Source organism: Streptomyces sp. NBC_01474, assembly GCF_035918215.1.
Classification (GTDB): domain Bacteria; phylum Actinomycetota; class Actinomycetes; order Streptomycetales; family Streptomycetaceae; genus Streptomyces; species Streptomyces aureus.
Genome location: NZ_CP109449.1, coordinates 10,542,991 through 10,569,674, shown reverse-complemented (window position 1 = coordinate 10,569,674; position 26,684 = coordinate 10,542,991). Strand labels below are relative to the sequence as shown.

Here is a 26,684-nt window from a genome sequence, read left to right as displayed (position 1 = left end):
GCCTGCCTACTCACGCATCCCCCTGTGATGAACCGCCAGGCGTCATGAGCAGCCCTGGTCTGGCAGCACCCTAAGGGACTGGTGCCCTCCGCTTCGCCCCAGACCTCCATGCCCTTCCGGCCCCCTGTCTCCCGGGAGGGGGGCGGAAGGGTGACTGGCTACGAGGGGTCGCTCGTTCGTGTCCTGGTTTCGATGCCACGCATCATCAATTTGATGCAGCATGTAGAGTTGGTAGAAATAAGGGATACCCTCTGGCCGCGGACGAGGCTCATGTCAGTCTACGAATATCTTCCGGAAGAAATTGCGCGGCTCGGTGTGACGAGAAAGGCCACCGGGCTCGCCCTCGGCCAGGTGCAGACGCATGTGCGGCTCTCCCGGGAACGCGAGGAACGCGCACGCAAAGGACCGGCAGAGCTCCTCAGCCTGAGTGAGCTGGCGATCGCCGTGTGGGAGCACCTTGAATGGAAGCGTGTCGCCCACGTGATGACGGAGCAGCAGATGCCTGTCTATGCACCGGGGCAGGATCGGCGTGTAGGTCGCCGTGAGGAGCAGCGGATGCAGCGTGTGGCCGCTGACGTAGCCGCGGCAGAGCAACATGGCGGGGTACCGGTCGAGATGCTGCGCCATCGGGTCTGCCGGATCGTTGCCCAGCGGGCCGGCTCCTTGGGTGAACCGCGCCTCACCGTCCACCTGATGGCCTCCTCCCTCAGTGAAGCCGCCCACCGGCCCTGGGCCGTCTACGGACGCCCAGACGGCTCTTACCGGCAGGGCGGATACCGGATTACCTCGGTCGAGCAGGTCCTTCCCGAACCCGGAGAATTGCTGTGATCCAGCTTCGAGAACACCAGGTAGAAGCAAATTCAAGAATCCGTAAATGGGTCGGATTCTCTGCAAGATCATCTGTGCCCGCTGAGGGGCTCCGTGGCACGGTCGTCTCCGCGACCGGTTCCGGGAAGACGATCACGGCCGCTTCGGCTGCGCTGGAATGCTTCTCCGGCGGCCGGATCCTCGTCACGGTCCCCACGTTGGACCTCCTCGTGCAGACCGCCCAGGCGTGGCGCCGAGTCGGCCACCGCTCCCCGATGGTTGCCGTGTGCTCGCTGGAGAAGGACGACGTCCTGGAGCAGCTCGGGGTGCGGACGACCACGAACCCGATCCAGCTCGCCCTGTGGGCCGGGCAGGGGGCCGTGATCGTGTTCGCTACGTACGCCTCTCTCGTGGACCGGGAGGACATCGATGCCCCGTTGGGTCAGCGGAAGGTGCGCGGGCCGCTGGAGGCCGCCCTGGCGGGCGGGGAGCGGCTGTACGGACAGACCATGGCCCCGTTCGACCTCGCGGTCGTAGACGAAGCCCACGGGACCGCCGGGGACCTCGGCCGGCCCTGGGCCGCGATCCACGACAACCAGCGGATCCCCGCGGACTGCCGGCTCTACCTGACCGCGACTCCGCGGATCCTCGCCGCTCCCCGCCCGCAGAAGGGCAAGGACGGCCAGGAGCTGGAGATCGCTTCGATGCTCAGCGACCCGGCAGGACCCTACGGCGAGTGGATTTTCGAGCTCGGGCTCTCAGAGGCCATCGAACGAGGAATTCTGGCAGGCTTCGAGATTGATGTCCTAGAAATTCGGGACCCAGAGCCGGTCAGTGGACTGTCGGAGGAGGCGTTGCGCGGGCGGCGTCTGGCGCTGCTGCAGACCGCGCTCCTGGAGCACGCGGCCGCATACAGCCTGCACACCGTCATGACCTTCCATCAGCGGGTTGAGGAGGCTGCGGCGTTCGCGGAGAAGCTGCCGCAGACCGCCGCACAGCTGTACGCGACCGAGGCGTCCGACAAGTTCCTCGAAGATGCGGCCGTATTGCCGCCGTCCTCGATCGGGGCCGAGCCGTACGAGCTGGAGCCGTTCCGGCACGTCCCTGCAGACCGAGTGTGGGCGAGCTGGCTGTGCGGCGACCACCTCGTGTCCGAACGGCGCGAGGTCCTGCGCCAGTTCGCAGGCGGCATCAACGCGGAGAACAGGCGGGTCCACCGCGCGTTCCTCGCGTCCGTTCGGGTCCTCGGTGAGGGCGTGGACATCGTGGGCGAGCGGGGAGTGGAGGCCGTGTGCTTCGCTGACACCCGCGGCTCCCAGGTGGAGATCGTGCAGAACATCGGCCGGGCGCTGAGGCCGAACCCGGACGGCAGTACGAAGGTCGCCAGGATCATCGTGCCCATCTTCCTGGAGCCCGGCGAGGACCCGGACGACATGGTCGCCTCAGCCTCGTTCCGCCCCCTTGTAGCCGTGCTCCAAGGGCTGCGTAGTCACTCCGAAAAGCTGGTCGAGCAGCTGGCATCCCACGCACTCTCGCGCAGCAAGCACGAGCGCAAGGTGCACGTGAAGCGTGACGACGAAGGGCGGATCGTCGGGGCCAGCGGCGAGGGCCAGAACCAAGACGGGACACAGGGCGCGGTGGAGTCCGCCCTGCTGCACTTCTCCAGCCCGCGCGACCCGGCGACGATCGCCGCCTTCCTGCGCACCCGGGTCTACCGGCCGGAGTCCCTCGTCTGGCTCGAAGGGTTCCAGGCCCTGCGCCGCTGGCGGACCGAGAACAGCGTCACCGGGCTGTACGCCGTGCCGTACGACGTTGAGGCCGAAGTCGGGGTCACGAACGCTTTTCCGCTGGGCAGGTGGGTGCACCAACAGAGGCGGGCGTACCGAGCCGGCGAACTGGACCAGCACCGCAAGGAGCAGCTGGACGACGAAGGCATGGTGTGGGAACCGGGCGATGAAGCGTGGGAGACAAAGCTGGCCATGCTGCGCTCATACCACCACGCTCACGGCCACCTCGCCCCGAGGCAGGACACCACGTGGGGCGGCGCTGAGAACGAGCTCGTGCCCGTCGGTCAGCACATGGCCAACCTCCGCAGGAAAGGCGGCCTCGGCAAGGACCCCGAGCGCGCGGCAGCACGGGCCGCCCAGCTCACCGCCATCGACCCGGACTGGAACTGCCCCTGGCCACTGGACTGGCAGCGCCACCACCGGGTCCTCGCCGACCTGATCGACACCGAGGCCAGCGGCGTGCTGCCCAGGATCGAACCCGGCGTGCTGTTCGAAGGCGACGACCTCGGCAAATGGCTCCAACGGCAGGCGAATTCCTGGACGGAACTGTCCGACGAACAGCAGCGACGCCTGTCCGAACTGGGCATCACGCCCGCTGAACGGCCCGCCCCAGCGGCCAAGGGCGCCGGGAAAACACCGGGGAAGACGTCAGCAGCCTTCCAGCGGGGAATCCAGGCTCTCGCTCAGTACGTCGCCCGTGAGGGCCACCACCGTGTTCCCAGGGCCCACGCAGAGGAGATCGCAGTCAAGGGCGAGGCCGCTCCGGTGGTCGTGAAGCTGGGCGTGTGGATCACCAACACCAAAACCCGCCGCGACAAACTCACCCCCGAACAACGCACCACCCTCGCCGAGCTGGGGGTGGAGTGGGCCAGGGCGTAGGGCATTCGGAGACAGCCCGCTCATCCCCCTGATGAACCTTCATCAGACCAAGGGCCGCGAGGCGGACACGACGATCCTCCTCCTGGGGCCAGACGAGTTCTACGGCTACGAGCAGGAGCCATTCACCGACGGGTCGCGACTGTTGTATGTCGTGTTGATCCGGGCCCGGCGTACAGCGGCGGTAATGCTGCTGTCCTACCTGTTCTCCGATCCGTCCTTCGACGTAGAAGGCGGGCCGACGCCGGGGAGAGTCCCACCATTCGGGCTGCTGGAGGCGCTGCCGGCAGAGGTGCGGGCGCTGGCGTGGCAGCACGCATTTGCGGGAGGTGGAGACCGGCTTCCCCGACACGGTCGGGCAGGGCCGTCCGCGTCCGCAGTTCGATCCGGCGACGCGAAGCCTGGCGCAGCAGGAGCTTGGCGGTGGCCATGGGGTGGTGGCTTTCGGTTGTGGCGGCGCAAATTGGGGGCATTGTGGCATCCGCCCCGGCGGCTATTCCGCGGCTTCGCTCAGCTGAGGGCGGAGACGGGCGGTCCGGCTCGCGGAGTTGGCCGTTGGAGGCCGTCTATGCCGTGCAGGTCATGGATCGGCGGGGAGAACGTTCACAGGTCGTCACGCCATGAGTTGTCGCGTCGTAGCGTCAGCGTTCCGGTGGCTTCCTGGGCGAGCCTGTTCCCGGCGGTGAGGATTTCGGCTACCTGGCACCGCAGAGGGGCCGGCAGCCAGGAAACGCGTCGTTCGGCGGTCAGCGGTTCTACTCGTTTCGGGGCCGGCCCTTGGAGGTTTTCGCTCAGCAGGAGCCGGTAGAGGCCACGGGCGGGTCGGATTGGCGGAAGCTGTGATGCGGTTGCTGACACGTTGGCTCTTTGGGGAATGGTGAGGCCGTCGTCGTCGAGGTCGCCGTAGTAGGCGATGTCCGTCACGCCTTCGAGTTGTGCGATGCGGGTGATCGAGGCTTCGAAGGCGTGACCGCCGCCGAACGCAACATGGCCCACTCGACCGCAGTTGTCGGCCAGGAGTGAGCTGACGGTTTCGAAGGTGTCGCTGTTTTCGATCACCAGGACGGTGCCGCCGTCACCGACGCGGTTGTGGGCCAGGGGTGGCGGGATCCGCTTGGCGGACAGTGTGGCCAGGGTGAGGCGGCGGGGTGCGAAGAGCGTGCTGGATGTCAGTGCGTCTAGGCGCTTTTCGTCACCGAAGATCTCCAGTGAGCGCTCGCGCATGGGGACGACGGTCCGTTGTCGGTCGTCCCCATGCGTGTCGCGCAGCCACCGGTTGATGGTCTTGAGGGTTTCGGTTTGTGAGGTGGTCAGTGTGGCGGTGTTCGCCCAGGAGAGCTCGCGGCGCCATAGCACAGGTGCTGTCGTGCGCGGAGGTCTGCTCTCGGTCGTCTTGGGCAGACGCAACCAGCGTGGCAGCGGTGGCTGTGTGGTGTCCCATCCGTCACGGCTGCGCGGCAGTTGTATGAGCTGGTGGTCGGCGAGTTCGTCAAGCAGGGCGGACAGAACGGGGCGGCCCTGTGTGGTGCCGGCTGTGCCGGGGCAGGCCTGGCCGAAGGCCGTGAGGATCGTGGCCTGTTCGACCCGGTGGTGGGTGGTCGCGGTGAGGGTCGCGGCCAGGCAGGCCGCCGACGAGGACAGCGGTTGCCGCTCGGTGTCGTTGCCGCCTTGGCTATCGTTCATCGGCCCGAGGCCGTCTCGCTGGAGGGGCTGTCTGCCGGGGTCACCTCGACGGGGTCGGGCGGGGTGTGGGCATCGCGTGGTTTCACCAGCAGCCGTGCTGCGGAGAGCCGTCCGGTGACGCCGTCCTCGTCCGGTGGCGTGGGGCGGGTGACGCGGTCGGTGACGTGCAGGTGCCGTGTCCCAGTGCGCTGATCGGCGTCGTTGCGCAGTCGGATGCACAGGGGGAACGTGGCCAGCACGCGGTCCTCCATGTTTCCGGTGGTGTAGATCAGTTGGACGCCGAGGGCGGCGGCCATGTTCATCTGCAGGGTCAGTAGGTAGTCGGCGTTCGCCTTGCCGATCGGGTTGTCCAGGATCAGCATGCCGCCGAGGCGGGTGGTGCTGCGGGTCCCGGTCTGGGTGCTGCTGCGGAGTGCTGCGAGAGTGCAGTACAGCATGATCGCGCCGGTGAGTTCCTGGCCTCCTGAGAACACTTTGCTCATGTCGCTGATGGAGGCGTAGTCGGCGCGGCCGGCGGCGTCAGGCTTGAGGATTTCGACCTTGAAGTCGCGTGGGACCGCGGCCCCGACACAGCGCAGTACGAGGTCACGGCCGGGCAGGCTGGGCTGAGTGCGGGCGGTCTCGTCCAGGGTCTCGGCGATGCGTACGGCTAGGACCTGTGCTTCGGGCTTGCTGAAGCCGATCTTGAGGATCTTCTGTCTGGCCCAAACTCCGGCGCCTTCGGGTAGGCAGGAAAGCCGTTCGGCCTTCTCTAGCAGACTCAGCGCGTGGCTGGTGCGGTGCTTGAGCTGGTCGATGAGCAGGCTGCGGTGGCGTTCGGAGCTCTCCAGGTCGGTGGTCAGGCTGGCGGCCCGGTCGGTCAGTTGGGCCGCCCACTGTGCGGCGCGCTCGACCAGCGACGTTTTGTCGATGTCGGTGAGCTGGTGGTAGATCGGCGCCTTGAGGGCGCCGAAGCGGTTCTGGTTGGCCGTGTCACGGAATTCCAGGATCGCCTCGTCCAGGTCCTGGTTCGCGTCGCGCAGCTGGTCCATCGCATCGCTGTGCGCCTTGGTCGCCTCATCGGCAGCGTGTTGCGCCTCGTCGGCGGTTTTGGCGAACGGTGCGGCGTGGGAGGGGAGGTCCAGTCTGCGGATGGCGGACGCCAGGCCGCGGTGGACGACGGTCATCTCGCGTGCCCCGGCTTCGGTCTTGCGGAGTTTGCGCTCGTTGGAGCGTTCGGCATCGAGGGCTTCCTGGAGCTGGGTCTCGGTGTCCTTCAGCCCGGCACCGGCCCGTTCGGTGAGGTGGGTGCCTTCGGCGGGGTTCGACGGGGTCCATTCGGTGTCGAGACTGGTCCAGGGCAGGCCGCTGGGCTGGCCGGCGGCCTGTGCTTCTGCATGGAGTTGGCCGCTGCGCTCACTGAGCGAGTGGTGTTCACCTTCCAGCGTCTTGACCGTGCGGGCCAGGCGCCGTTTCGTGGCCTCGAGGGTTTCGGTGCTGCCGGCTTGGGCGGAGGCGGCCAGCACTTCGGCGCGGGCCACGATGTCGGCCGGTTGGCCACGGAGTTCGCCGTCACGGTTGGATGCTTCCTGTTGCGCTTCCTCGACGCGCCGCAGCAGGTCCTCGCCGACCTCCACGGCGCCCAGGCCTGCCGCTGCTTCCTCGTAGGCGATCTCAAGAGCGGCCAGGTCCGGTTCGCCTGCGGGAGGGTTCAGGGGCTGGTTTCCGTAGACGACCTTGTCCATCCGGGCGGTGTACGAGGCGGCATCGCGGCGCAGCGACTCGGCCTGCACGGCGCATTCGGTGACCTGGCGCCGCAGGCGGGCGGCGGTGTCGCGGTGGTCCTGGGCTGTTGCTCGACGCTCTTCGGCCTGGGTGTGGAGTTCGCCGCTCTCGGCACGGTGGGTGTCGGCTTCGGCGACCTCCTGTGCGAGCCGGCCGAGGGCTTCGCAGGTCCGGGCAGCGTTGAGTGCGGCACGTTCGGCGTCCGACACGGCGGTGCCATGCTCGTCGAGGGTCTCCAGGGCCTGGGTGTATGCGTTGCGTGCGGCATTCAGCGCGGACTCGGCCTCGCGTGCTGTGGTGGCCAGGGCCTGCGCCGCCGAGCGGGTCTGCTCGGCGTTCCCCGGCGGGTGGTGGCACAGCCAGGTGTCGAGCCAGCCTTCCAGCTGGAAGGCCGCCGTCTGGCGTGCGGAAAGGTCTTCCAGGGGCCGGCGGCGACCGGCGATGCGGGTTTCGGCCTGTTCCCGCAGCGCGGCGGCGGCGTCGCAGTCGTGCAGGGCGGGGGTCGGCTCGACGACGAAGCCGCTGTTCGGTGGGGCCGGCTCTGTGTGCAACGGTTCGGGGGTGGAGACAAGTACAGCTGCTGCCGGCAGCAGCGGGTTCTGCGTCAATACGGCCTGCGCTTTGCGCAGGGTTTCCTGGTCGGTCACCACGATGCCGTCGACCACTGCGGGGTGGGCCTGGATGGCTGCGGCATGCAGGCGCGGGTTCACCAGCTGTTCCAGAGCCCTCCAGCCGGCCATTGCGTCGATGCCGTGGCCGGCCAGCAGTTCGAGGAGGTCCTCGACGGCCTGGCGCGGCGGCATGAGGGCATCGTCCTCGACGGTGAGGGCGGCGATCAGTCGCTGGTCCGCCCGGTCGTCGGCTTTCAACGCGTCCAGCTGCTCCCCTGCCGACGCCTGGACCGAGGCTGCCAGGTGACGCAGCGGGGAGGCGTTGTGCTCCAACCACAGGACGGGGTCGCCGCCGGGCACGTCCTCGCCGTCATCGAGTTCGGCGAGTTCCCGCAGCAGCGTGTGGGAGGTGAGTTCTGCTGCGGCACTGTGGGTGTCCGTGACCGCCCGCGCTGCAGCCTCGGCTGCAGCGCGGGCGGTCACCTCGGGTTCGATCAGCTGGTTCGCCCGCTCCTCGAGTCGGCGGGCGTCCCGCTCGAGCTGCTGGTGAGCGGCGCGTTCCTCCGTCGCCCTGGTGTCGAGGCGGGCTGCCTCGGTACCCAGGCGGGCATCGGCTTCCGCAACGGACTCGTTCTCCTCGAGGAGCCCGGTCTGCCGTGCCTGCTCGAGGCGGAGGTCCACCTTCTTGATCTGTTGGGCGAGCAGCTCGGCCCGGGCTGTGTGCGAGGCGGCCAGTCGTTCGTCCTTGACAGCACGGTCCTCGGCCTCGCCCCCTTGCGCCGTTTTCGTGGCGCTTGTGTGGTCGAGGTCGTCGGCCTGCGTCGCACACTGCTGCGCCCTGCCGCGCAGGCTGCCGGCGAACTGGGCCCCGGCCTGGTCGCGGCGGAGCCGGGCGGCGCCTGCGGCCAGTTCCGCAGCGTCCAGCAGCTCGCTGGCCACACGGTACTTCTCGTGTGCGGCAGCGGCTTTCAGCACCGTGGGGACCAGCATCCATGCGGTGAGCTCGTCGCGTTCGGCGTCGAGCTGTTCTTGAACCTGTGCGGCTTGGGCGCGTGCGGCATGGCGACGCAGGAACAGGGTGCTGCGTCGTACTTCCTTGTGGAGCAGGTCGGCGTGGTCACGAGCCTGTTGTCGTTCTTCGGTGTGCGCCCGGGCGGTCTCATGGCCCGCGCGGTGTTTCTGCACGGCTCCTTCCGAGCGGTGGACGAATTCGCGGATTTCCGCAGCGAGTTGCCCCAAGGTGGTCGCAGCGGTGCGGGCCGCGGCGGCCGCTGCCGTGTGCGCGTCCTTGCGTCGGGCCAACTGCTCGGCGGCTGCCCCGGTGGCCGTGGAGAAGTCGCGGTCCAGCAGCAGCTGCTCGCGCCGACCGATGTTCTTGGCGTAGGCGCCGAAGGCGTCACCCAGCTCGGTGAAGTCATCGGCGTCCAGCGCCTTGCTCAGCATCCATTCCGCGAACTGCCGGCCGGTGGTGGTCTTGAACGCCTCGGCCGCGTCTCCCTCGTCCACGTTCATCGCTTGCTGGACGGCGAACAGGTCCGGCTCCAGGCCGAGCCGGCGCAGGTGCTTCTCCCACTCCCCCTGGCGTTTCTCGATCTCTACGTGCAGTGTTTTGTCATCGGCGTCCAGCCGCTTGAGCGCGTCGTGGAATGCATTCATCCGCAGCCGCCGCCGACCCTCGGCAAACGGGAGCGTGGCCAAGGTCGTTGCTGCGTTGGGATGCAGCGAGTAGAACATCCGGTCGATCTTGTCGTCCGTGGTCGGGGCCAGCACCTGCCCAGTCACCAGGGTTTCGCCAGTGCGGACATTGACCCATTCCAGGGCCACATGGGAGGGGGCCGCCGCGGACACCACGTAGGCGCGCAGTGCCTCACGTCCTTTGCGGGACTGCCGTTCGGGCAGCACCGTGGACAGGAGCATCCGGATGAACACGGACTTCCCGCCGCCGTTCTCCAGGACCAGCAGTGTCGCGGGTGCGGGACGGCGGAACAGCTGCCCGGCCGTGGGGATCAGGGCGTGGGCCGGGATCGGCAAGCCGCCGTCGGACAGATCGAGCGGGACGTCGTCGTACCGGGCTCCCATCGGGCCGATGTTGTACAGGCGGACGCGGTTGAGTTCGTACATCGCTGGGATCAGGCTCCTGGCTCGGCTGCGGGCAGGGAGGCGGGTGCTGCGGCATCGGCCGTGTCCGTGGATTCGGCGTGCGGGCTGTGGAACGAGGGCTCGCCGTCGAGCCCGACGGTGATCCCGAGCTCGGCCAGCTGGCCGAGCATCTGCTGGCCGGCCAGCTCCCGTACCTGGATCTGGTAGCGGGCGGTGGTGGTGTAGGTGCCGGCGTTCTCTTTGCCTGCGCGCCTCAGCATCCCGTTGTCCGCGAGGTACTCGGCCACCCGCTTGATGATCGCGTGCCTGCTCTTGGAGTGGGCACGGTCATCCCCGGTGGAGGCCACGGGGTTGCGTCGCTGGTAGTAGCGCCACAGGTGGATGAGGTCCGGGTGGTCGACCGGGACTCCGTCGTCGGCGTCGGTGTCAGCGGCTTGGCGTTCCAGTTCCTTGGTGGCTTGCTCGACCATCGCGTCGATGTGACGGACGGTGACGCGGCCGACGTGGGATTCGTCGTCCAGGTCCTCGGGGCGGTAGTAGGCGAGCGCGGCGATGGCCAGGTGGGCCAGTGCCGCGATCGGCCGGTCGGCGGGCTTGCTGATGTGGTCGGTGACGCTGACCGCGAACTGTGTTTCAGCGGTCGCCCCGAGCACCAGTCCGGCCCGTGGGTCGGCGGCGATCACGGTCAGGTCGAATCCGCGTGCGGCGGCGTGCAGTTGCTGCACGAACTGCGGATCGGTGCGGCAGCGGCCGATCAGCGTGGCGTACTCGGCGTTGCGCCGGGGTGTCAGGCCGGGTTGGAAGCCGAAGGCGAGCAGTCTGGTGACGGCGGCCGTGTCGTCAATGTTGTTCACGCCGCGCCCTCCTCGAAGTCGGTGCCGATGGTCAGGACGGTGGCGGCGGGGCCCCGGACCACCAGCAGGTCGTGGCCGGCGAACAAGGCGTCGTCCAGTTCGCTGTCGTCGGCCAGCGCCGCCAGTACCGTGCCGCGGTCGGGGGCGTAGCGCGGGGCGCCGAACAGGCCCAGCACGTGCAGGGCGAGCAGGTGGTCGAGGTCTGGCTGCCCGGCCGTCGTAGCGCTGCGGCGTGCCGTGTTCAGGAGCTCGGACAGGCGCACCCCGTCGGTGTCGGCCTGTTCCAGCAATCCTTCGACGGCTGTGTACTGATCGTCGGAGAAGACGCTGGTGTCGTGCGTGTCGCCGAATTCCGGCTCGATGATCAGGCCATCGTCGCCGTCAGGTTCGGCCGGCGGCGTCATGAGGCTGGCGATCAGGTCCGGAAGGTAGATGGTTGCGGGGCGGTGCGGCGGTGTCGCCGCCGTCGCGAACTGGTCCAGTAGCGGATACGCCTGCCGCACCGGCAGTTGCAGGGCCGGCTGGAGTAGTTGGCGCTCGAGGTTGATGTGGGACCGGCTCGGGGGCGGCACGAAGCTCTGGCGTTCTTGTTCGGCGCGGAACCGTTCTCCGATCTCCTGCAGATTCGCCTGAAGTGAGGCGTGCCGGCGCAGGCATTCCTCGAGGATCGCGATCAGCTCGGCGGCCTGGGCCGGGGTGGTGTCCTCGGTGCTGTTCTCCATCATCCGGACGAGGTTGTCCTTGATGGTGTTTTCGGCGTTGATGCGGTCCTCGATGTGCTCAAGCGCTTCGGTCTGCATGCGCTGCACGTCACGGACCCAGTCCACGGAGCGGATGTCGCGGCGCATCCCCTCCAGGCGGGTGCGGATGTGCTCGGTGTATTGCACGGTGCGGCGCAGCGCCATCTCCGCGGCGCGGTGGGCGTCGGTGAGCCGCCCTCGTCGGACCAGGGCTTCCAACTTGGCGTCGGCGGCAACCTGTTCGGAGGCGATGTCGAGGTCCACCGCTCCGACGAGTACGGCGATCGCCTCGTTGGAGGCGCGCAGCCGTGGCCGCCCATCGGGTCCCGGGACTTCGCGCAGCAGCTTGAAGGAGAAGCGGTGCGAGGTGTAGGTGCCGTTGGAGGTGATTCCGTAGACGTGGCTGAAGTCGCGGTCGACGGTGCCGACGTTCAGCAGGCTGTCGAGGACCCAGCGGGCCACGTCGGTGTGTTCGTCGCGGTCGCGCTGCGGTATCTGCAGGCCGGCGACACGGGCCACGGCGGTCACGATGTCTTCGTGTCGTGCGCCGTCGTCGAAGTCCATCTTCAGGGTGACGGTGTCGATGGCGGTGAGTGCCAGCTCCTCCATCTGGTAGCCGGTCCACTCGCGTGAGGTGAGCAGTGGCTTGCGGCGTTCCAGGTCGAGGACCGGGTCGGCTACGGCGAGTGCCTTCACTCGGGTTGCAAGTCCCAGCGTGTCGCGGCCGCGAAGTCCCGCTTCAGACATCCAGTTCCCTTCCCGCCCCATGAACTGCCGTCACGACGATCAAAATGAGGGTGGCCTGTCGGGGGCCTGAGGGCCAGGGGGCCTTGCGTGGATTCCGGACGCGCCCCGGCCCGTCGGCACCGCTATTGCGTTAGTGTCTGCAGGCCGCTGGCCAGGTCGGCTTGTACGAGGTCGTCGCGCTCTGCCGGGGTCAGCCAGCGCGTGCTGGACCCGGTGGCCCCCCGCTCCACCCACAGCACCGCGTCGACGGCCTCGGCGACGGCGTGCAGATGGCTGATCACCATGACGAGGCGGTCGCCGCCGGCCCGGGCGCGCAGCACGTCCAGGGCCGAGTCCAGTGCAGCCGAATCAAGCGCTGCGAAACCTTCGTCGAGGAACAGGGAGCCCAGGCTCGATCCGCTGCGGGAGTGCAGTTCGGCCAGGGCCAGGGCCAGGGCGAGTGAGGCCTGGAACTTCTCCCCGCCGGACAGCCGGTTCGGGTGGTGGTTGACCCCGGAGGTGCGGCTGATGATGTCGAAGTTGTCGGCGAAGCCGAACCGGTCGTCGGACATCTGGCCGAGCAGGTCACTGGCGACGTCGCGCAGCGCGCGGGTGCGCAGCATCGTGAGGTGAGCCAGGAACTTGGCGTCGACCAGTTCCCGGCGCAGTACGTCCAGCGCCTTGGCCCGGGCGGTGCCGGCGGTGACGGCGAAGTCCAGGTCGGCGGCCGGTTTGATCATGTCCTGTGCGGTCTGTTGCTTGTGCCGCTGGTCCGTGGCCTCCATACCCGCCTGTGCGGCGGCCGTGACCAGGGGGTGCAGGGCGTCTGCTGCCGTCAGGTCGGTGGTGGGGTCGAACCCGTCGACCTCGGCGAGTGCGGACGTCTGTTCACGCAGGCTCGCCGTCGCGGCCGCTGCGCGCTGGGCGGCGGCGTCGGCGTGCTCGGCGAGCTTGTCGTTCAACGTCGCGGTGGCCGTGGCCAGTTCGGCGGCGAACTGGCAGGTGGCGGGGATCCCTGGCGCGGCGGGGGTCTGCGGCGCGGGGCATGCCTCGGCTGCGTCGAGGTAGGTGACGGCGTCGGTGACGGCTTGGGCCCAGGCGTCCAGGTTGCCGCGCAACTCGCTCAGCGGGCGGTCCACATCGGTGCGGGTCTCCTCGTCCAGGGCACGCTGCCGGCTGAGCACGGCGTTCTTCTCCTGTCGTGCTGATTCCCGCTGGTCGAACAACTCTTGGAGTGCGGTCTGCCGGGCGGCCACGGCATCGAGTGCGGTGGACGCCGCATCGGCGGTCACCTCGATCGCATCGCCGGGCAGTGTGGCCCGGATCCGCGGGGGCAGCGCGGCCAGGGCGCGGGTGGTCTTGGCCACGGCGCGGGTGTGTGCCGAAAGAGCGGTCTGGTGGCCTTCGACGGCGCGTTGGTGGGATTTCTTGCGCTCGTTGAGCGTCGCGCGGTCCGTGTCGATCCGGGCGGTGCGGTGGTGCACGTCGGCCTGCAGCTGCTCGGCTTCGGTTTCGGCTGCGTGTTCGCATGCGGTGAGCGCGTCGGTGATCGGTGCGATGTCCTGCTCGAGGAGCTCCTCGTGGTGTGCGGAGCCGTCGGCGGCAGGAGTGGCCCGGGCGGTGGTGACGGCGGTTAGTGCCGCCATCGCCGCCGCGTCGTCGAAGTGGCCGGCGGCGGCGGTGGTCGCGAGATCGCTGAAGGCGCTCTTGGCCTTGGCCTCGGTCTCGCGCGCGGTCTGCTGCGCCGTGTCGTGGTCCGTGTCCCGTTCGCGGATGGCTGTTTCGGCCGCCGTCACGGCGGCGCGGGCCCGGGCGAGCTGGTCGGCGGCGTTTTCCTGTGCACGGTTCGCGTGGGTGAGTTGGGTTCTTGCCTCGGCCAGTTCGGCGGCATCGCTCCCGGGCGCCGGTTCGAAGCCGTCCGGGAGTTGCCTGAGGCAGATGGGGCAGTCGTCGCCGTCGTGCAGGTCAGCGCCGATTGCGGCGGCCTGGTCGCGTTGTTGCAGCGTTTCCACGCTTGTCCGGGCGGCGTCACGGTTTCCTTCGGCTGAGGCGTGTGCCTCTTGCATCTCGCCGCACCGCCCGCGGGCGGCTTGATGCTGGCTCGCCGCGGCGCTCTGGCCGCGTACGGCATCGGCGAGGCGGCCGGCTGCCGTGAGGGCCGCAGCCAGATGGGTGCGGGCCGCGGCGGCCTGCTGGCGCACATGCTTGGCCGTTTGGGCGGCGGCACGCGCCTTGTGCGCCGAGGGTTCTATCTGTGCGGCGCGTTCGACGAGTTCTTCTTCGGTGCGGGTGATGGCCTCGTCTTCGTCGGTGAGTTGTTCGTTCTGCTGGGCGAGCCGGTCGCGTTCGCCGCGGTGCTCTTCGGCGTCCGCCGCGAGGGCTTCAAGGATCACCGCGGCCTTGCTGAGGGCGTCTTGTCCTTCGCCTTCCGCGTCTGCGGCAGCGATCGCATCCGTCAGGCCGCTTTCCTGCTCTGCGGCACGGGTGGCCTGGATGTTCAGGGCCTCGCGTCGCGCGGCGATGTCGGCGGCGACCGGTTCGAGGGCCTCGAGGGTGGTGCCCGCGTCGGACACGGAGCGCGCGAAGAGCATGTGGGCAGCGGCGGTGGCCCCTGCGGTGGCGGCCTGTGCCGTGGAGGATTCCTTCTGCAGCTGGGTGATGCGGCCGACGGCCGCGTTGAGGTGCTCGGCGCGGGTTTCGGCCTGTGCGGCGGCCGCCCCGGCTTCATCGGCGGCCTGTGCGGGGTCGTCCGGCATGGCCTCGCGCTTGGTCTTGGCGACCGCCAGGAGGCTGTTGAGCGTCTCGCGTTGGCGGGCGGCGGTTCGCTGGATGGTTTCCAGTGACTCGGCGCCGAACAGTTCCCGCAGCAGTTTGCCGCGTTCTTTGGGGGCCGCGATGAGGAGCTGATCGAACTTGCCCTGCGGCAGCAGTCCCACGCGCAGGAACGTCTCGTAGCTCATCTGCAGCACCGCTTCGAGGCGGTCGTCGACGTGATTGGCGTTGTCGGTTTCCTCGCCGGTGTCGAGGTTCTTCAGATGGTGCCGGCCGGCGTTCGGGTTGGTGGCATGCATGGTGCGGTGGACGTGCCAGCGTTGCCCCTCGTGCAGGAAGGTGAGGTCCACGCTCATGGCCTGGGCACCGTCGGCGATGAGCTGTCCGGGCTTGGTGGCGCTCCAGGAGCTCTTGCGGAACAAGGCGTAGCTGATGCCGTCGAGGAGACTGCTTTTGCCGGCTCCGGTGTCACCGACGACGCCGACCAGGCTTGTGCCGGTGAAGTCGACGGTGACCTGTCCGGGGTAGCTGCGGAATCCGGTGAGGGTGAGCGTCAGGGGCTTCATCGCGTCGTCTCCGCTGCGGTGGTGTCGGTGCCGGACAGCAGGCCTGAGCGGTCGATGCTGTTGAGGGGCCGACCGTCGATGGCTGCGGTCAGCAGGGTCTCCTCGCAGCACGGTGCCGGGTCGTCGAGGTCGGGTTCGGCTTGCAGATGTGCGAGGGCGTTCATGGCACGGTCCAGGGCCAGTCCGGTGGTTCCGTGGCCGCGCAGGTAGTCGCGCAGCAGTTCTTCGATGCCGGGCAGTTCGGTGGGGGCCTTCCGCTGGCCCGGCACGCTCTCGGCGGCCCCGGCGCGGCGTTCGTCGACGTCGACGAGGGTTGCCCGCGGCAGCATCTTGGCCAGGGTGTCGGGAAGGTATGGGTCGGGAACCTCGACGTCCACTACCGCCTTCACCCAGGCGTCGTTGACCCTCGCGGCGCGTTGCGCGATTTCTTCCAGGGTGCCCTCCAGGCGGACCAGGCGGCGGCCGGAGGTCAGGGGAACGGGGTCGATGCGGGGCGTGGCGTCGGGGCCGACCTCGGCCAGCACCACGCTCTTGGTGTCGCCGCTCTCGCCGAAGTCCATCTGCAGGGGGCTGCCGGCGTAGTGGGCCGGGTATCCGGCGCGCTGGACATGCTGGGGTTTGTGGATGTGGCCGAGGGCGCCGTAGGCGACGTCGGGCAGGTCGGCGGCGGCCGTCGCGTACTCGTCGGCGATGGAGATCTTCCGTTCCGAGTAGGAGGGGAGGGCACCTTCCACGAACAGATGGGCGGCGAAGACCAAAATGTCCCGGGCGTCGCGTCCTGCGGCGAGGCGGCGGTAGACGTCGGCCTGAACGGTGCGCAGTCGCTCGGCGTAGGTCGCGGTCGTCAGGGCGGGGTCGGTGAAGTCGTAGGCGAACCGGTTGGGGTGCAGGTACGGCAGCGCGCCGATGCGCAGCGTCAACTCACCGTTCTGGGCGGGGTAGTCGGCCACCAGCAGGCCGTCGGGGCGGGCGTCGGTAGCGAAGCGGACCCGGGCTTGTTCGTCTTCGCCGATGCCCGTGCCGTTCAAGATGAATTCCAGGAAGGCCAGGACGTTGCGGGTGTCGTGGTTACCGGCGACGACGACCACGGGGGCGATCTCGCCGAGGCGGCGCAGCGCCTGCGCGGCGCGGCGAAGGTCGTCCAGTCCCGGCCGGGAGGCATCGAACAGGTCACCGCTGTGCACGATCAGGTCGGGGGCGAAGTCGTCGGCGATGTCGACGATTTCATCCAGGACGGCGTCGACTTCGGCGTCGCGTCGATGGCGGCCGAGCGGTTTGCCCAGGTGCCAGTCGGAGGTGTGGAAGATGCGTCCCGTCACGGGTGCCTCCAGGAGGGCCGGGTGAGGTTCGATGGCGCCGACTGTACACGGAAACACGGGAAAAAGTCTGGAAACTCTGGAACTCTGGTAACGTCTACGGCATGAGCGATCCTCTGGATGCCCTGGAGAAGAGCATCAGCAGCCTGCGCCGTGCGATCCGCGCCGCTTCCGCCGCAGGCGACAGCGAGCGTGCCGGTGAGCTGCGGGCGCAGCTCCGCCGCGCCGAGCGGGCCTGGGACACCCTGATCGATACCGGAGACCCGGTACCCGCGCCACCGCCGCGCACCGTGGCGGGAGTACCGCCGGTTGCGCTCGGATCGCAGCTTCCAGCACGCGAGCACGTCCACCGAGCCCTGATGCTGCTCGGGACGCCGGCCGCCCCCAAGCTGATCGTGGGGGTGCACGAGGCGTTCTTCCTCGGCGAGCTGTCCGCGTCCAAGCTGTCCAGCCTGCGCCGGGACGAAGAGCGTTCCTACAAGTCCAGCCCCGGAGCCCGGCCGTACTACCTCTGCCCGGCGCTGTCACACGACCTGCTGACGCCGGTACGGGCGCTCGTCACCATCAGTACCTGGACGCTGGAACAGCGCATCATCGGCCCACTGTCCCCGCGCGTCGACTTCCTCACCAGCGCCATCCGTGTCGCCGAGGCGGTCCACGCTCCCACGACGTCCACGAAGGGAGAGCCCCGCCCGGCGGCGCTGCGGCTGTTGTGGCGCTTCGCAGCGAACATCCCCGACGCGATGCCGAGGGGCGCTCCCGGGCACGAGAGCGCACTGGACCCGCAGCAGGTGATCGATGCCGCCCAGACCGAGCTGGACGTGCACCTCCATGCCGACCGCGCAACCCGGGCCGAGGCCTCACGGCGGGCCCGCACATCGCTGGGCGACGCCCAGCAGCTGTTCGGCGCGCCCCCGCAGAACGTCACACCGCTGCGGGCCCGGGCCTGACACCCCGTCCCCTCCCCCGCAAGGATCTCTACCACCGTGAAATCACACGTCGACGACCGTCTGAACGCGCTGCGCGGATCCGCATCACGGCGGCCCTACAACGCCCGGTCGCTGGCCGCCCTGGAGAACAACCCGCGCTGCACGCTGCGCGCCCTGCTGGACGCCTCCGGATCCGACAAGGCCGCGATCGCCGCGCGCACCGGCCACCCGTCCCCTTTCGGTCAGTCCGCCTTCGCCTTCGCTCGCGGCAATGCCTTCGAGGCAATGGTGAAGGACAACGGCTGTGCGGAACTCCTGCGTGTCCTGCGCGAGACCCTGGGACTGACCCTGCCCGAGGTGGCGTACCTGGACCTGAACGACGTCGGCGTCGCCGGCGACAACAGCAAGGGCGACCGCAACCGCAACCGCAGGGATCACACCGCCCGGGTCCTCCTGCAGGCGGCCCGGGGAACCGGTGACGGCACCCTGTTCGACCACCCGATGCTGCACCTCCAGGTCGGCGGCGAGGATGCGTTCCTCGAGCCGGACCTGGTCGCCTTCCGCATCGACGGCCGCTTCTACGTCGTCGAGATCAAGAGCTTCCCAATCATCGACGGGCAGGCCGCCCCGATGCAGGTGCGGTCGGCGACGACGCAGGCGTGCGCGTACGTCCTCGCGTTGCGGGCTCTCCTCACGAAGGAGGGGATCGACCCGGAGACCGTGTCCGACACCATCGTGCTGGTCGCGCCGAAGGACTTCACCAACCGCCCGACCGCGGACTTCGTGGACGCCCGCAAGCAGGTCGCCGCCCTGACCCGCCAGCTGGCCCGCATCGGGCGCATCAGCGACCTCGTGGACCTGCTGCCCGAGGGGCTGACCTTCGACCTCGATCTTGACAAGGACCAACGGCCCCGCCGCCCGGCCGAAGAACTGGTCGCGGCCGTGGAACAGGTGCCCGCGACGTACCGACCGGACTGCCTGAACCACTGCGAGATGGCCTTCTTCTGCCGCGCCCGCGCCCGGGCGGAGGCCTCCCTGGACGTACTCGGCCCCGCGGTACGCGAGCAGCTCGGCGGGATCGACACTACGACGATGGCCCTGGGGCTGGCCCGCGGGCAGCTGACGCCGACGGCGGACCAGAGCGACACGGCCGCCGCGCTGCGGCACGCCGCCCGGCTGCGTGCCGAGTTGACCGCAATGTACGGGGGTGCCGCGTGAACATGCTGTCGGCGCTGGCGCACGTGGAGGCGATGGAAACCATGGCGGCGGTCCCCCGGACCGCGTTCCGCCACCACCGCCTGTCGGACCGCCCGCTGGTCATCATTCCGCTGACGATGGCCGGAGAAGCCGGGGCCCCGCTGGCGGCCATGGTCGGCACTGCCAAGAGGGACATGACCCTGCTGGTCGTGCCCCAACCCCGCAACCGGGACCAGAGGTTCGCGTTCGCCGCCGAGCTGGGCCGGGCCGTGATGGACTACATCGACTCCTATCGTCAGGACCGCCGCGGCGAAGGCGAGCGGTCCTGGTACACCGACGTGCCGCAGATCCTCGTCCCCAACCACGGCGGCATCAAAGCCTTGGCAGACCTCGGGCGCATGTGCCGCTTCCGCTCGACGTCCGGCACCTACGCCGTCCCGGACGTCGTCCCCGAGTTCGGCATGTGGCTGACCTTTCTGGTCGACACAGCCGAGATCGCCGGCACCTCCATGCTGCTGCCCCTCACCAAGATGCTCACCGAACACTGGGCAACCGGTCAAAGCTCACTGGAGGACCAGAACCTGGCCTCACTCATGGCCTGGATCGACCCCCCGCCCGGGGTGAGCGTCGCCCAGGCTCTGGAAGATGCGGAGAACCCGGACGTCTGCCCGCCGGCAGGGCCGACGACCTCCCCGGAGTTCGACAACCGCGACCTGGCGCCCGCGATCAAGCGATTCGACACCGCCCATACACTCGGCGATCCGCACGCGCTGGCCACCGCCCAGACCGAGCTGACCGAGCTGATCGCCGAACAGACCAAGCCCACCTGGCGCCTGATATGGAGGGCCGTCTCGATACTGCGGTCCGTCCCCGAAGCGCCTCAGAACGCCGGGCGCGTCGATCGCGACTGCCGGCTCTTCACCAACTACTCCGACTACCGGGACGTCGGCGGCCTGCCGCAACGCAAGCGGGACACCGCGATCGGCGCGGCACGGCGCCTGAGTCAACTGGAGAGTGCGCTGGCCGACTTCGAGGCCGCCGTAGCGTTCGACGACCCGTTTGTGCTCGCCGACCGGCGCAGCGGCGGAGAGGCATTCGCCGGAACGGTCGTGGCGAGCGAGCCCGACCGGGTCGTGGTCAAGAACAGGCCGGTGCCACGTCCGCACGTCACTGTCCGCACCAGCGACCCTCTGCGCCTGGCCGCCGGCACCACGTTGATCAGCCCGTCCATGCCGAAAGGCCACAAGGCCGTCATCGTCTCCGTCCTCCCCGACGGCGACACGACCCTTGTCACGGTGGAGGTCAGCGCCGGCATGGGACGTGCCCGCACCCCCAAGGCGGGCTCCGTACCGGACCTGGACAAGGACATCGCCTACCTTCCCGACCCGGGCTGGCGCCCGAAACCGAACTTCCCGGACTCCGACCACACCCCGTGGACGCACAGCGCCGACCCCGACGGACCGGACGATCAAGCCGTACCCGAGAACGCCGCCGCCGAGGAGTGGGGCCATGACAACTGACAACGACACCCCAGGCGCCGCCGCGAGCGCCGCCACCGCCGCGATCCTGTCCGACCTGGCCGACACCCACCACAGAGCCGTCGTCGTCGACTCCCCGCCCGGCGCCGGCAAGAGCACCCTCGTGGTCCGCGCCGCCCAGGAACTCACCGCAGGCGGCGAACGCCCGATCATCGTCGCCCAGACCAACAACCAGGTCGACGACCTGATCGAACGCCTCGCCAACACCCACCCCGACATCCCCCTCGGCCGCCTGAGCGCCAGCGACTACAGCCCACCACCGGCCCTGAGCACACTGACGAACACCACCATCGGACGCACCCTGACCGACCTGACCGGCTGCCAGATCATCGTCGGCACCGCCGCCAAGTGGGCCACCGTCCGCGACACCACTTTCGGCTGGGCAGTCCTGGACGAGGCCTACCAGATGCGCTCGGACATGCTGCTGCAGATCGTCGAGCGCTTCGACCACGGCCTGTTCGTCGGCGACCCCGGCCAGCTGGACCCGTTCACGATCGTCGGCACCGAACGCTGGATCGGGCTGCCGCACGACCCGACACAAAACGGCGTCACCGTCATGCTGGAACACAACCCCCACATCCCCGTGCACCGACTGCCAGTGTCCTGGCGCCTGCCGGCCTCCGCCGCCCCCACCATCTCCCAGGCCTTCTACCCCTTCACCGACTTCACCGCCGGAACCGGTGCCGGCACCCGCGCCCTGGACTTCCGCACCACAAGATTCGGCAACACCCGCCTCGACGAGACCCTCGCGACAGCCTTCAGCACCGGCTGGGCCCTGCACGAACTGCCCCGCCGCCACGTCCCGCGCACCGACACCGAAACCATCCAGACAGCCGCGCACCTCGCCGAACGGCTGCTAGCCCGAGGCGCGGTCGCCACCTGCGAACGCAACCCCAACGGCCGCGCCCTGGAGGCCGCCGACATCGCCATCGGAGTCGCCCACCGCGACCAGGCCGACCTGGTCCGCGCCGCCCTCGCCCGGACCGGCCACCCCAACGCGCCAGAAGTGGCGGTCGACACCGCGAACCGACTGCAGGGCCGCGAGTTCGAAGTCGTCATCGTCGTCCACCCGTTGTCCGGCCGCCGCGACGCCACAGCATTCCACCTCGAGGCCGGAAGACTGTGCGTGCTGGCCTCCCGCCACCGACAGGCCTGCATCGTCGTCGCCCGTGAAGGAATCGCCGATCTCCTCGACAACCACCCCTCCACCGACCCAGTACACCTGTCCGTGCCGGCCAAATTCCCCGACGGCTGGGAAGCCAACCACGTCATGCTGGCAAAACTCGCCCAGCACCGCGTCGCCGCCTGACCTTCGCACCTGCACCCGTAGCTGCTGCTCTACACCGGTCTCGGCGTCAGAGGGAGTTTCCCGATGCTTCGTCCTGATACACGGCTTTGACGAGGTACCAGATTCCTCGCCGGGTTGGGGTTGATTCTCTGGTGAGTCGGCGTGCCATGAGAGCGATCCTCGCGAGGTAGATCATGGCGGTGGAGCGGGTCGGGAGGGCTTCGTAGTAGCGGGCCGGGCGGCTTGTGGAACATCAGCCAGCCGAGCGTTCTCTCCAGCGCCCACCTGCACGGGAGCACCGTGGAGCCCGCGCGTGCCGGGGGCGTGGCGGACGTTTCGAGATCGATACCGAGACGGGCCGCGTGGTCGACGAGGTACGCAGCACGGGGTGTCCTGCCAGTCGCCCGTCCCTACGCGGGTGGCGCTGGGCAGCCGGTGCGGGAAACGCCGAGGTACTGCTCCAGGGCCTGCTTGATCACTTCGTACGGTGAGCAGTTCTGCCGGTCTGCCTCGGCGCGCAGCCACTGCTCAAGGTCTTCAGGGAGATGCTTGGCGCGGTTGGCCAGGTTCTCCAGCCTGGTCACCCAGCGGCAGTTGTCCGGGCTGTAGCCGAGGTTATTGTCCCTGCGGTCGATTTCTTTGCCGTCGGCGTAGCCGTGGGCCAGGGCCCAGGCACGAAACGTGGCGAAGTCGTTCCAGGCGTCACAGACGGTGATCCCGCGGCCCGTATAGCGGTGTGCGGCACGGATGTTGGGGCTGGAGCAGCGATGACGCATGCCGGCCCAGATTCCGTACAGCCGTGATGCGTGCTGGCCGTGCGTGGTCGTCTTCTCGCGCCCCAGGCAGCCGCAGCTGCGGGTGCGCCCGCTACGCAGGTTGGACAGGCGTACTTCCCGGACGGTCTTGTCGGTGCATGAGCATTGCACGAGGGCGAAGTTGACGCGAGCGCCGGTCGAAGTGGTGCGTACGCCCCGCAGCTCGATGACTGTCAGGCGCTCGTACACGTCGCCCACCTGCGTCGGCGGCAGGGCGGAGGTCGTGCTCACCGGGCGCCGCCAGCGGCCGGTCGAGGGCTGGTGCGGGCCGCTTCCAGGGCGCGGCGGATGACGGTGTAGGTGTCTGCGCCCTCCGCTGCCGCGCGGTCCTCGAGGGCCGTGTGTAAGGGCTCGGGCAAGTAGCGGCTTCGGTTCATCAGGTTCTCCAGGTCGGTCACCCAACGGCAGTTGTCCGGACTGTACCCGCGGTCGTTGTTGATCCGGTCGATGCTGAGGCCCTCGGCGTAGCCGTGCGTGTGTGCCCAGGTGGCGAAGGAACGAAAGTTGTTCCACTCGTCGCAGACGGTGATGCCGCGGCCGCCATAGCGGGAGTACTTCTCGGAATCCGGGTTCGAGCACCGCTCGCGCATGTTCGTCCACACGGAGTGGAGACGAGTGCGGGACTGCCCGTGGAAGCGGTAGCGCTCGTAGTACTGCAGTCGGCCGTTCCACACCCGTGTGACCGCGATGCGCTCCTCCGGGTCAACGTTGACACCGGCGTAGCAGTGGCCGCACGGCGTGGCGATGCGGCGCTCCAGGTCGTCCTCTCGTGCATCGGTTTCCCGGCCGCAGTTGCGGCAGCGCAGAGGAACGAAGTACCGGTTGCGCATCGCTGACTGCCCGCTGCGGCCCAGTACTTGCTTGGCGACCGGCGGGCCGGTGACGGTATAGATGCCGAGTTGGGTACCGGTCGGCAGGGCTTCTCGCTTCCGGGCAGGCACAGGGCGCTCCTTCGGATCTTGGGGACAACAAGGCTGTCTTTGTCACACCTATCGTGCTTTGACTCACCCAGAAGTGAGACTGAGTATTTGAGTTGGCGGCTTGAGGCGTGCCCGGGGAGATCGGCTTCGAGAGCGGTCCTGGTGTCGGAAAGCGGACAGGTCTAGCTTCCTGGTTATGACTGACCAGTTCGACGCCCAGCTCGACAAAGCCCTGGACAATGTGCGCGACATGCTGCCGGAGAGTTCCGTGCTCCGCCTGGAGGCAAAGCTCCGTCAGATCCACGCCGAACGGCCCGACTTGGAGGGGCAGGAGGTTGTGAACATGGCCTTCGACGTCCTCGAGGGGGAGAAGGTCGACGCCCGCCTTGCCATGGAGGAGGCACGTGCGCGGGTCGATGAGGCGGCTTCCGCCAAAGCTCGCCTCGCGTCCATGCAACGGATCGCAGAACGCTCGGCCGAACTGGACGCTGTCGAAGCCCGGTACCCCGGGAGGGCCACCATCGCTGAGGCGCTCGCCGACGCCGGGATCTCGTGGGCCTACCTCGGCCTGAGCGAAGAGGATGGCGTCCTCGCCGAGGAGATCCGCCGAGGGTTTGGAAAGTAGGAACCCTCCTCGACAACGGTGTGACTGAGCGCTTCGGCTCGCCCGGTGTCCCGACGCTCGGGCGCTCAGTCCGCCGACTCACACGCTCATCCGCCATCTGAAGTGCTCAGTCGCAAGAAGGCGGTTCGGGCCCTTGCTGCTGGGAGATCTACAGGTCGAACTCGAGGTGCTCGATGTCCGTGAACCGGACGAGGCCAGGTCCTCGATGACGCCGCCCCACGCGTCCGCACCAGGGGCCAGCGTGGATGCACCCCCGCGGTGCGGGTGCAGGGCCGGTCCTGGCGTCGTCTCCGCTTCTCCTTCGACCTCGGTCTCGAACCGGTCGCCGTGCCGCAGGTCTTGCGGAAGGACGGCTTGAGGCCGGTCAGGGCTCCAGGGACGCGTTCGCACGGACGCCATGGTTCGTCAACGGCCGTAGGGCTGGACCAGGTCCACGAGACGTACGTCCGTCCGTCGCTGTGCGGCCGCGGCAAGATCCCGGGGGAAGCCGTGTTCCGAGATCCGGGCGAGAAACCCCGCACGAAGAACGCCTACACGCCCCGGACCTGGCGGGCGGCGAGAAGGAGACGGACGTGACTGTTCACGGCTCCCGATCTGCGGCGGTGTGCGCGAGATGGGCTCCTGCCGACCGGGGACCGCGCGGCGCGACTCTGCCGGATCACCGAGACGCGGCCGGCCTGCGTCGCACCTTCCTCGGCTTGATCTTCGAGACCCGCAACGTCGACCTCCATGCCGTGCTCGGTCTCGGTGAAGTCGGTACGCGCAGGCAGGCGACCTCGTGCTCGCGGCCGGCGATGGCGAAAGCGGTCAGCCCGATGGAGCGGTCGCGGATGCCGAGCTGGCTGTCGGGCGCGGCCACCACGGTGGCGCGCAGGTGCTCGGCGAGCAGCGCGGGCGCCGGTCCCCGGCCCCGGGTCTCTTCGGTCTTCTCCATCGCCTTCACCTTGGCCTTGAGCTGGACCAGGTGGTGGTCGGTGCGGCCGGTGACGACCACGCCGGACAGGCGGCGGTCGATGGCCGAGGGCGCGGTGCGGGTGCCCTTCTTCCAGCCGGGCTGGAACCACAGCCACTCGACGAACGCGGTCAGGCTGCCGGGGGTGATGGCGGTGACGGGCAGTTCGAGCAGCGCGCAGAACTGAGGTCAACGGGGTCGTGCGGGTCGTAGGCCATACCCGTCAGGCCGTCCACGACGAGTTCCGGGCTGGCCCCTGTGTCGGGGACGATGGACGGGATGCCCGCTCCAGTCGGTGACCTCGTACACCCGTACGGGGCCCGGGTTTTCGGCGGCGCGGCCGCCATGGCGCCACCACACGACCTCGACGTTCGGCACCAGGCGGGCAAGGTGCGTGGCAAGCTCGATGACCGAGTTCTCCGCTCCGCCGCGAGCGGTGGAGAGCCAGGTAATAACGGCGTGGGGGACCACAGAGTGCCTCCTGATGGGAGTTGAGCCGCTGGTGCGGCCGCGCGGCCAGTGCCTGCACCAGCTCGCCAAGGCCCATGACCCGGCAGGACTTGAGCCGGCGGGCGAAAGGGGGTGTGGTGCTCGGACCCCCCAAGCACATCAACTCGTGTCCTGGCCCGGAATGGGAGGAGTGTGTGCCCGGGTCCGGCAGCGAAAAGGCCCCGGTCGCGTAGACCGGGGCCTGCGTTCAGCAACTCACCAAAGCTAAATATTGTTCGCTAGTGAAACATTGATGCTGCGATAGGGCGGCTGGCTTCGACCTCCTTCTCCGCCACGGCCGGGTGCATCAGACCTACGTATTGGGCAATCAGACAAAGTGGATCAAGCTCCGTGTCCTCCCGCTCTGGCACCGCAGGTTCTCTCTCGGGGCACAGGCAGAGGCGATGGACCAGGTCCACGTCGCGGACCACTTCTAGGGCGCAGAGTCCACCGGCATCGTGAACTCGTTCGGTCATCAGGAGGAAGTCCCCGGCGTTGGCGCCAAGGCCGATCAGGGCTCCCGTCAGGCTCAGACAAACGACGATCTTCTTAAGTCGCCTCCAAGGCGGCGAATCTAACCCGTTCCGTTCACACGTATCACTCCTTCGGGCCGAGCCCTCGGACGAGGGCTGCTTCCATCTCGAAATCCGCGCAGCGACGGCATGAAAGATCATTTCCAACTCCTCCACAGGGCGGGTGCTGAACGCAGAACCGACCCCCGAAGGGATCGGCCCTGCGAACAGCACCCACGGCCGCATCACCGGAGTGTGGGAGAGCCTCGCTGCGCCCGAGACTGGCTTACTTGCCACTGAACGTACCCAACTGGCGTCGCCGCTACATCAGTCCCGCGAACGAGCGCACAGCGCCACGCGTCGTACCCCGGAATGACGGCGTCGCATCTCACCGCGCCTGGACGGCCGACAGGCCGAGGCCTCCAGGCGGGCCGGAGGAGGCGTCCGCCGGCCCGCCGCCGGCCACCACGACGAGCAGAGGGAGCGCGTCAGCGGGAGGCGGCCACAAGCGTCCCGAGCACGGCCGCGGCCACGGTCACGGCACCGAACGCCACGGTCAGCGGAGCCTGCAAAGACGGCCGCAGATGGACCGCTACGGCGCTCCCCACCGCGAAAGCCAGAACCATCACGACCAACAGCAGAGCGGTCACGGACTGGGACAGGGGCATGAGCGTTTCCTTCGCCTCAGGCGCGCCGCGGGGCGCGCGTCGAACTAAGCGACGGAGAGAAGTAGCCCGAGGCCTTCACCCTTTGAGAGCAAAAGGGACAAAGCTGCGCCCGCATTCTGTAGGTCATTCCGCAATTGAGCATTTTGCCC

Annotated in this window: 18 protein-coding genes; 8 read left to right on the top strand and 10 right to left on the bottom strand. The window is 68.7% G+C overall.

The window, feature by feature from the left end; all coding sequences use genetic code 11:
- Nucleotides 1-192 precede the first annotated feature (192 nt).
- Together OG758_RS48735 and OG758_RS48730 are read left to right on the top strand one after the other, a co-directional pair.
- Entirely contained in the window at nt 193-828 is a 636-nt protein-coding gene (locus OG758_RS48735; protein WP_326707976.1) for a hypothetical protein, read from the top strand.
- Nucleotides 825-3,473, top strand: a complete 2,649-nt coding sequence (locus OG758_RS48730) for a DEAD/DEAH box helicase (RefSeq protein WP_326707977.1) — start codon at nt 825-827, stop codon at nt 3,471-3,473. Before OG758_RS48735 ends, OG758_RS48730 begins: the two co-directional genes overlap by 4 nt.
- Before the next feature lie 600 nt (nt 3,474-4,073).
- Here the strand turns inward: OG758_RS48730 and OG758_RS48725 are convergent.
- The 6 genes from OG758_RS48725 to OG758_RS48700 form a co-directional block, all read right to left on the bottom strand.
- The gene (locus tag OG758_RS48725; protein WP_326707978.1) at nt 4,074-5,153 is read right to left on the bottom strand and encodes a Wadjet anti-phage system protein JetD domain-containing protein; all 1,080 of its coding nucleotides are present in this window, start codon (nt 5,151-5,153) and stop codon (nt 4,074-4,076) included.
- A complete protein-coding gene (locus OG758_RS48720; RefSeq protein WP_326707979.1) occupies nt 5,150-9,649 on the bottom strand; it encodes a hypothetical protein in 4,500 nt (1,499 codons plus the stop codon). Before OG758_RS48720 ends, OG758_RS48725 begins: the two co-directional genes overlap by 4 nt.
- A gap of 8 nt (nt 9,650-9,657) precedes the next feature.
- Complete coding sequence (locus OG758_RS48715) at nt 9,658-10,482, bottom strand: hypothetical protein (RefSeq protein ID WP_326707980.1); 825 nt, start codon at nt 10,480-10,482, stop codon at nt 9,658-9,660.
- Nucleotides 10,479-11,969, bottom strand: a complete 1,491-nt coding sequence (locus tag OG758_RS48710) for a hypothetical protein (protein ID WP_326707981.1) — start codon at nt 11,967-11,969, stop codon at nt 10,479-10,481. The genes OG758_RS48715 and OG758_RS48710 overlap by 4 nt, the downstream gene beginning before the upstream one ends.
- A gap of 122 nt (nt 11,970-12,091) precedes the next feature.
- Nucleotides 12,092-15,286, bottom strand: a complete 3,195-nt coding sequence (locus OG758_RS48705) for an SMC family ATPase (protein ID WP_326707982.1) — start codon at nt 15,284-15,286, stop codon at nt 12,092-12,094.
- Entirely contained in the window at nt 15,283-16,605 is a 1,323-nt protein-coding gene (locus tag OG758_RS48700) for a metallophosphoesterase family protein (protein ID WP_326707983.1), read from the bottom strand. Before OG758_RS48700 ends, OG758_RS48705 begins: the two co-directional genes overlap by 4 nt.
- A gap of 101 nt (nt 16,606-16,706) precedes the next feature.
- Here OG758_RS48700 and OG758_RS48695 point away from each other — a divergent pair, with 101 nt between their 5' ends.
- From OG758_RS48695 to OG758_RS48680, 4 genes are read left to right on the top strand one after another with little or no spacing between them, the layout of a single operon-like run.
- Nucleotides 16,707-17,552 carry a hypothetical protein gene (locus OG758_RS48695; RefSeq protein ID WP_326707984.1) on the top strand — a complete coding sequence of 282 codons (846 nt, stop codon included), beginning with the start codon at nt 16,707-16,709 and terminating at the stop codon, nt 17,550-17,552.
- A 36-nt stretch (nt 17,553-17,588) separates the two neighbouring features.
- Nucleotides 17,589-18,749 carry a hypothetical protein gene (locus OG758_RS48690; protein WP_326707985.1) on the top strand — a complete coding sequence of 387 codons (1,161 nt, stop codon included), beginning with the start codon at nt 17,589-17,591 and terminating at the stop codon, nt 18,747-18,749.
- A gap of 2 nt (nt 18,750-18,751) precedes the next feature.
- A complete protein-coding gene (locus OG758_RS48685) occupies nt 18,752-20,248 on the top strand; it encodes a hypothetical protein (RefSeq protein WP_326715748.1) in 1,497 nt (498 codons plus the stop codon).
- Complete coding sequence (locus OG758_RS48680) at nt 20,238-21,575, top strand: AAA domain-containing protein (protein WP_326707986.1); 1,338 nt, start codon at nt 20,238-20,240, stop codon at nt 21,573-21,575. Before OG758_RS48685 ends, OG758_RS48680 begins: the two co-directional genes overlap by 11 nt.
- A gap of 389 nt (nt 21,576-21,964) precedes the next feature.
- Here OG758_RS48680 and OG758_RS48670 read toward each other — a convergent pair whose 3' ends face one another.
- Complete coding sequence (locus OG758_RS48670; RefSeq protein WP_326707987.1) at nt 21,965-22,600, bottom strand: hypothetical protein; 636 nt, start codon at nt 22,598-22,600, stop codon at nt 21,965-21,967.
- Nucleotides 22,597-23,310, bottom strand: a complete 714-nt coding sequence (locus OG758_RS48665) for a hypothetical protein (protein WP_326707988.1) — start codon at nt 23,308-23,310, stop codon at nt 22,597-22,599. The genes OG758_RS48670 and OG758_RS48665 overlap by 4 nt, the downstream gene beginning before the upstream one ends.
- A 175-nt stretch (nt 23,311-23,485) precedes the next feature.
- Here OG758_RS48665 and OG758_RS48660 point away from each other — a divergent pair, with 175 nt between their 5' ends.
- Complete coding sequence (locus tag OG758_RS48660; RefSeq protein ID WP_326707989.1) at nt 23,486-23,914, top strand: hypothetical protein; 429 nt, start codon at nt 23,486-23,488, stop codon at nt 23,912-23,914.
- 658 nt (nt 23,915-24,572) lie between these two features.
- On the opposite strand, the gene OG758_RS48655 is transcribed toward OG758_RS48660, so the two are convergent.
- Nucleotides 24,573-24,908 carry a hypothetical protein gene (locus OG758_RS48655; protein ID WP_326707990.1) on the bottom strand — a complete coding sequence of 112 codons (336 nt, stop codon included), beginning with the start codon at nt 24,906-24,908 and terminating at the stop codon, nt 24,573-24,575.
- On the opposite strand from OG758_RS48655, the gene OG758_RS48650 reads away from it, so the two are divergent.
- Nucleotides 24,898-25,053, top strand: coding sequence for a hypothetical protein (locus OG758_RS48650; RefSeq protein ID WP_326707991.1), 156 nt, complete (start codon nt 24,898-24,900; stop codon nt 25,051-25,053). The genes OG758_RS48655 and OG758_RS48650 overlap by 11 nt on opposite strands.
- Before the next feature lie 1,302 nt (nt 25,054-26,355).
- Here the strand turns inward: OG758_RS48650 and OG758_RS48645 are convergent.
- Nucleotides 26,356-26,535 carry a hypothetical protein gene (locus tag OG758_RS48645; RefSeq protein WP_326707992.1) on the bottom strand — a complete coding sequence of 60 codons (180 nt, stop codon included), beginning with the start codon at nt 26,533-26,535 and terminating at the stop codon, nt 26,356-26,358.
- Between the last annotated feature and the right edge of the window lie 149 nt (nt 26,536-26,684).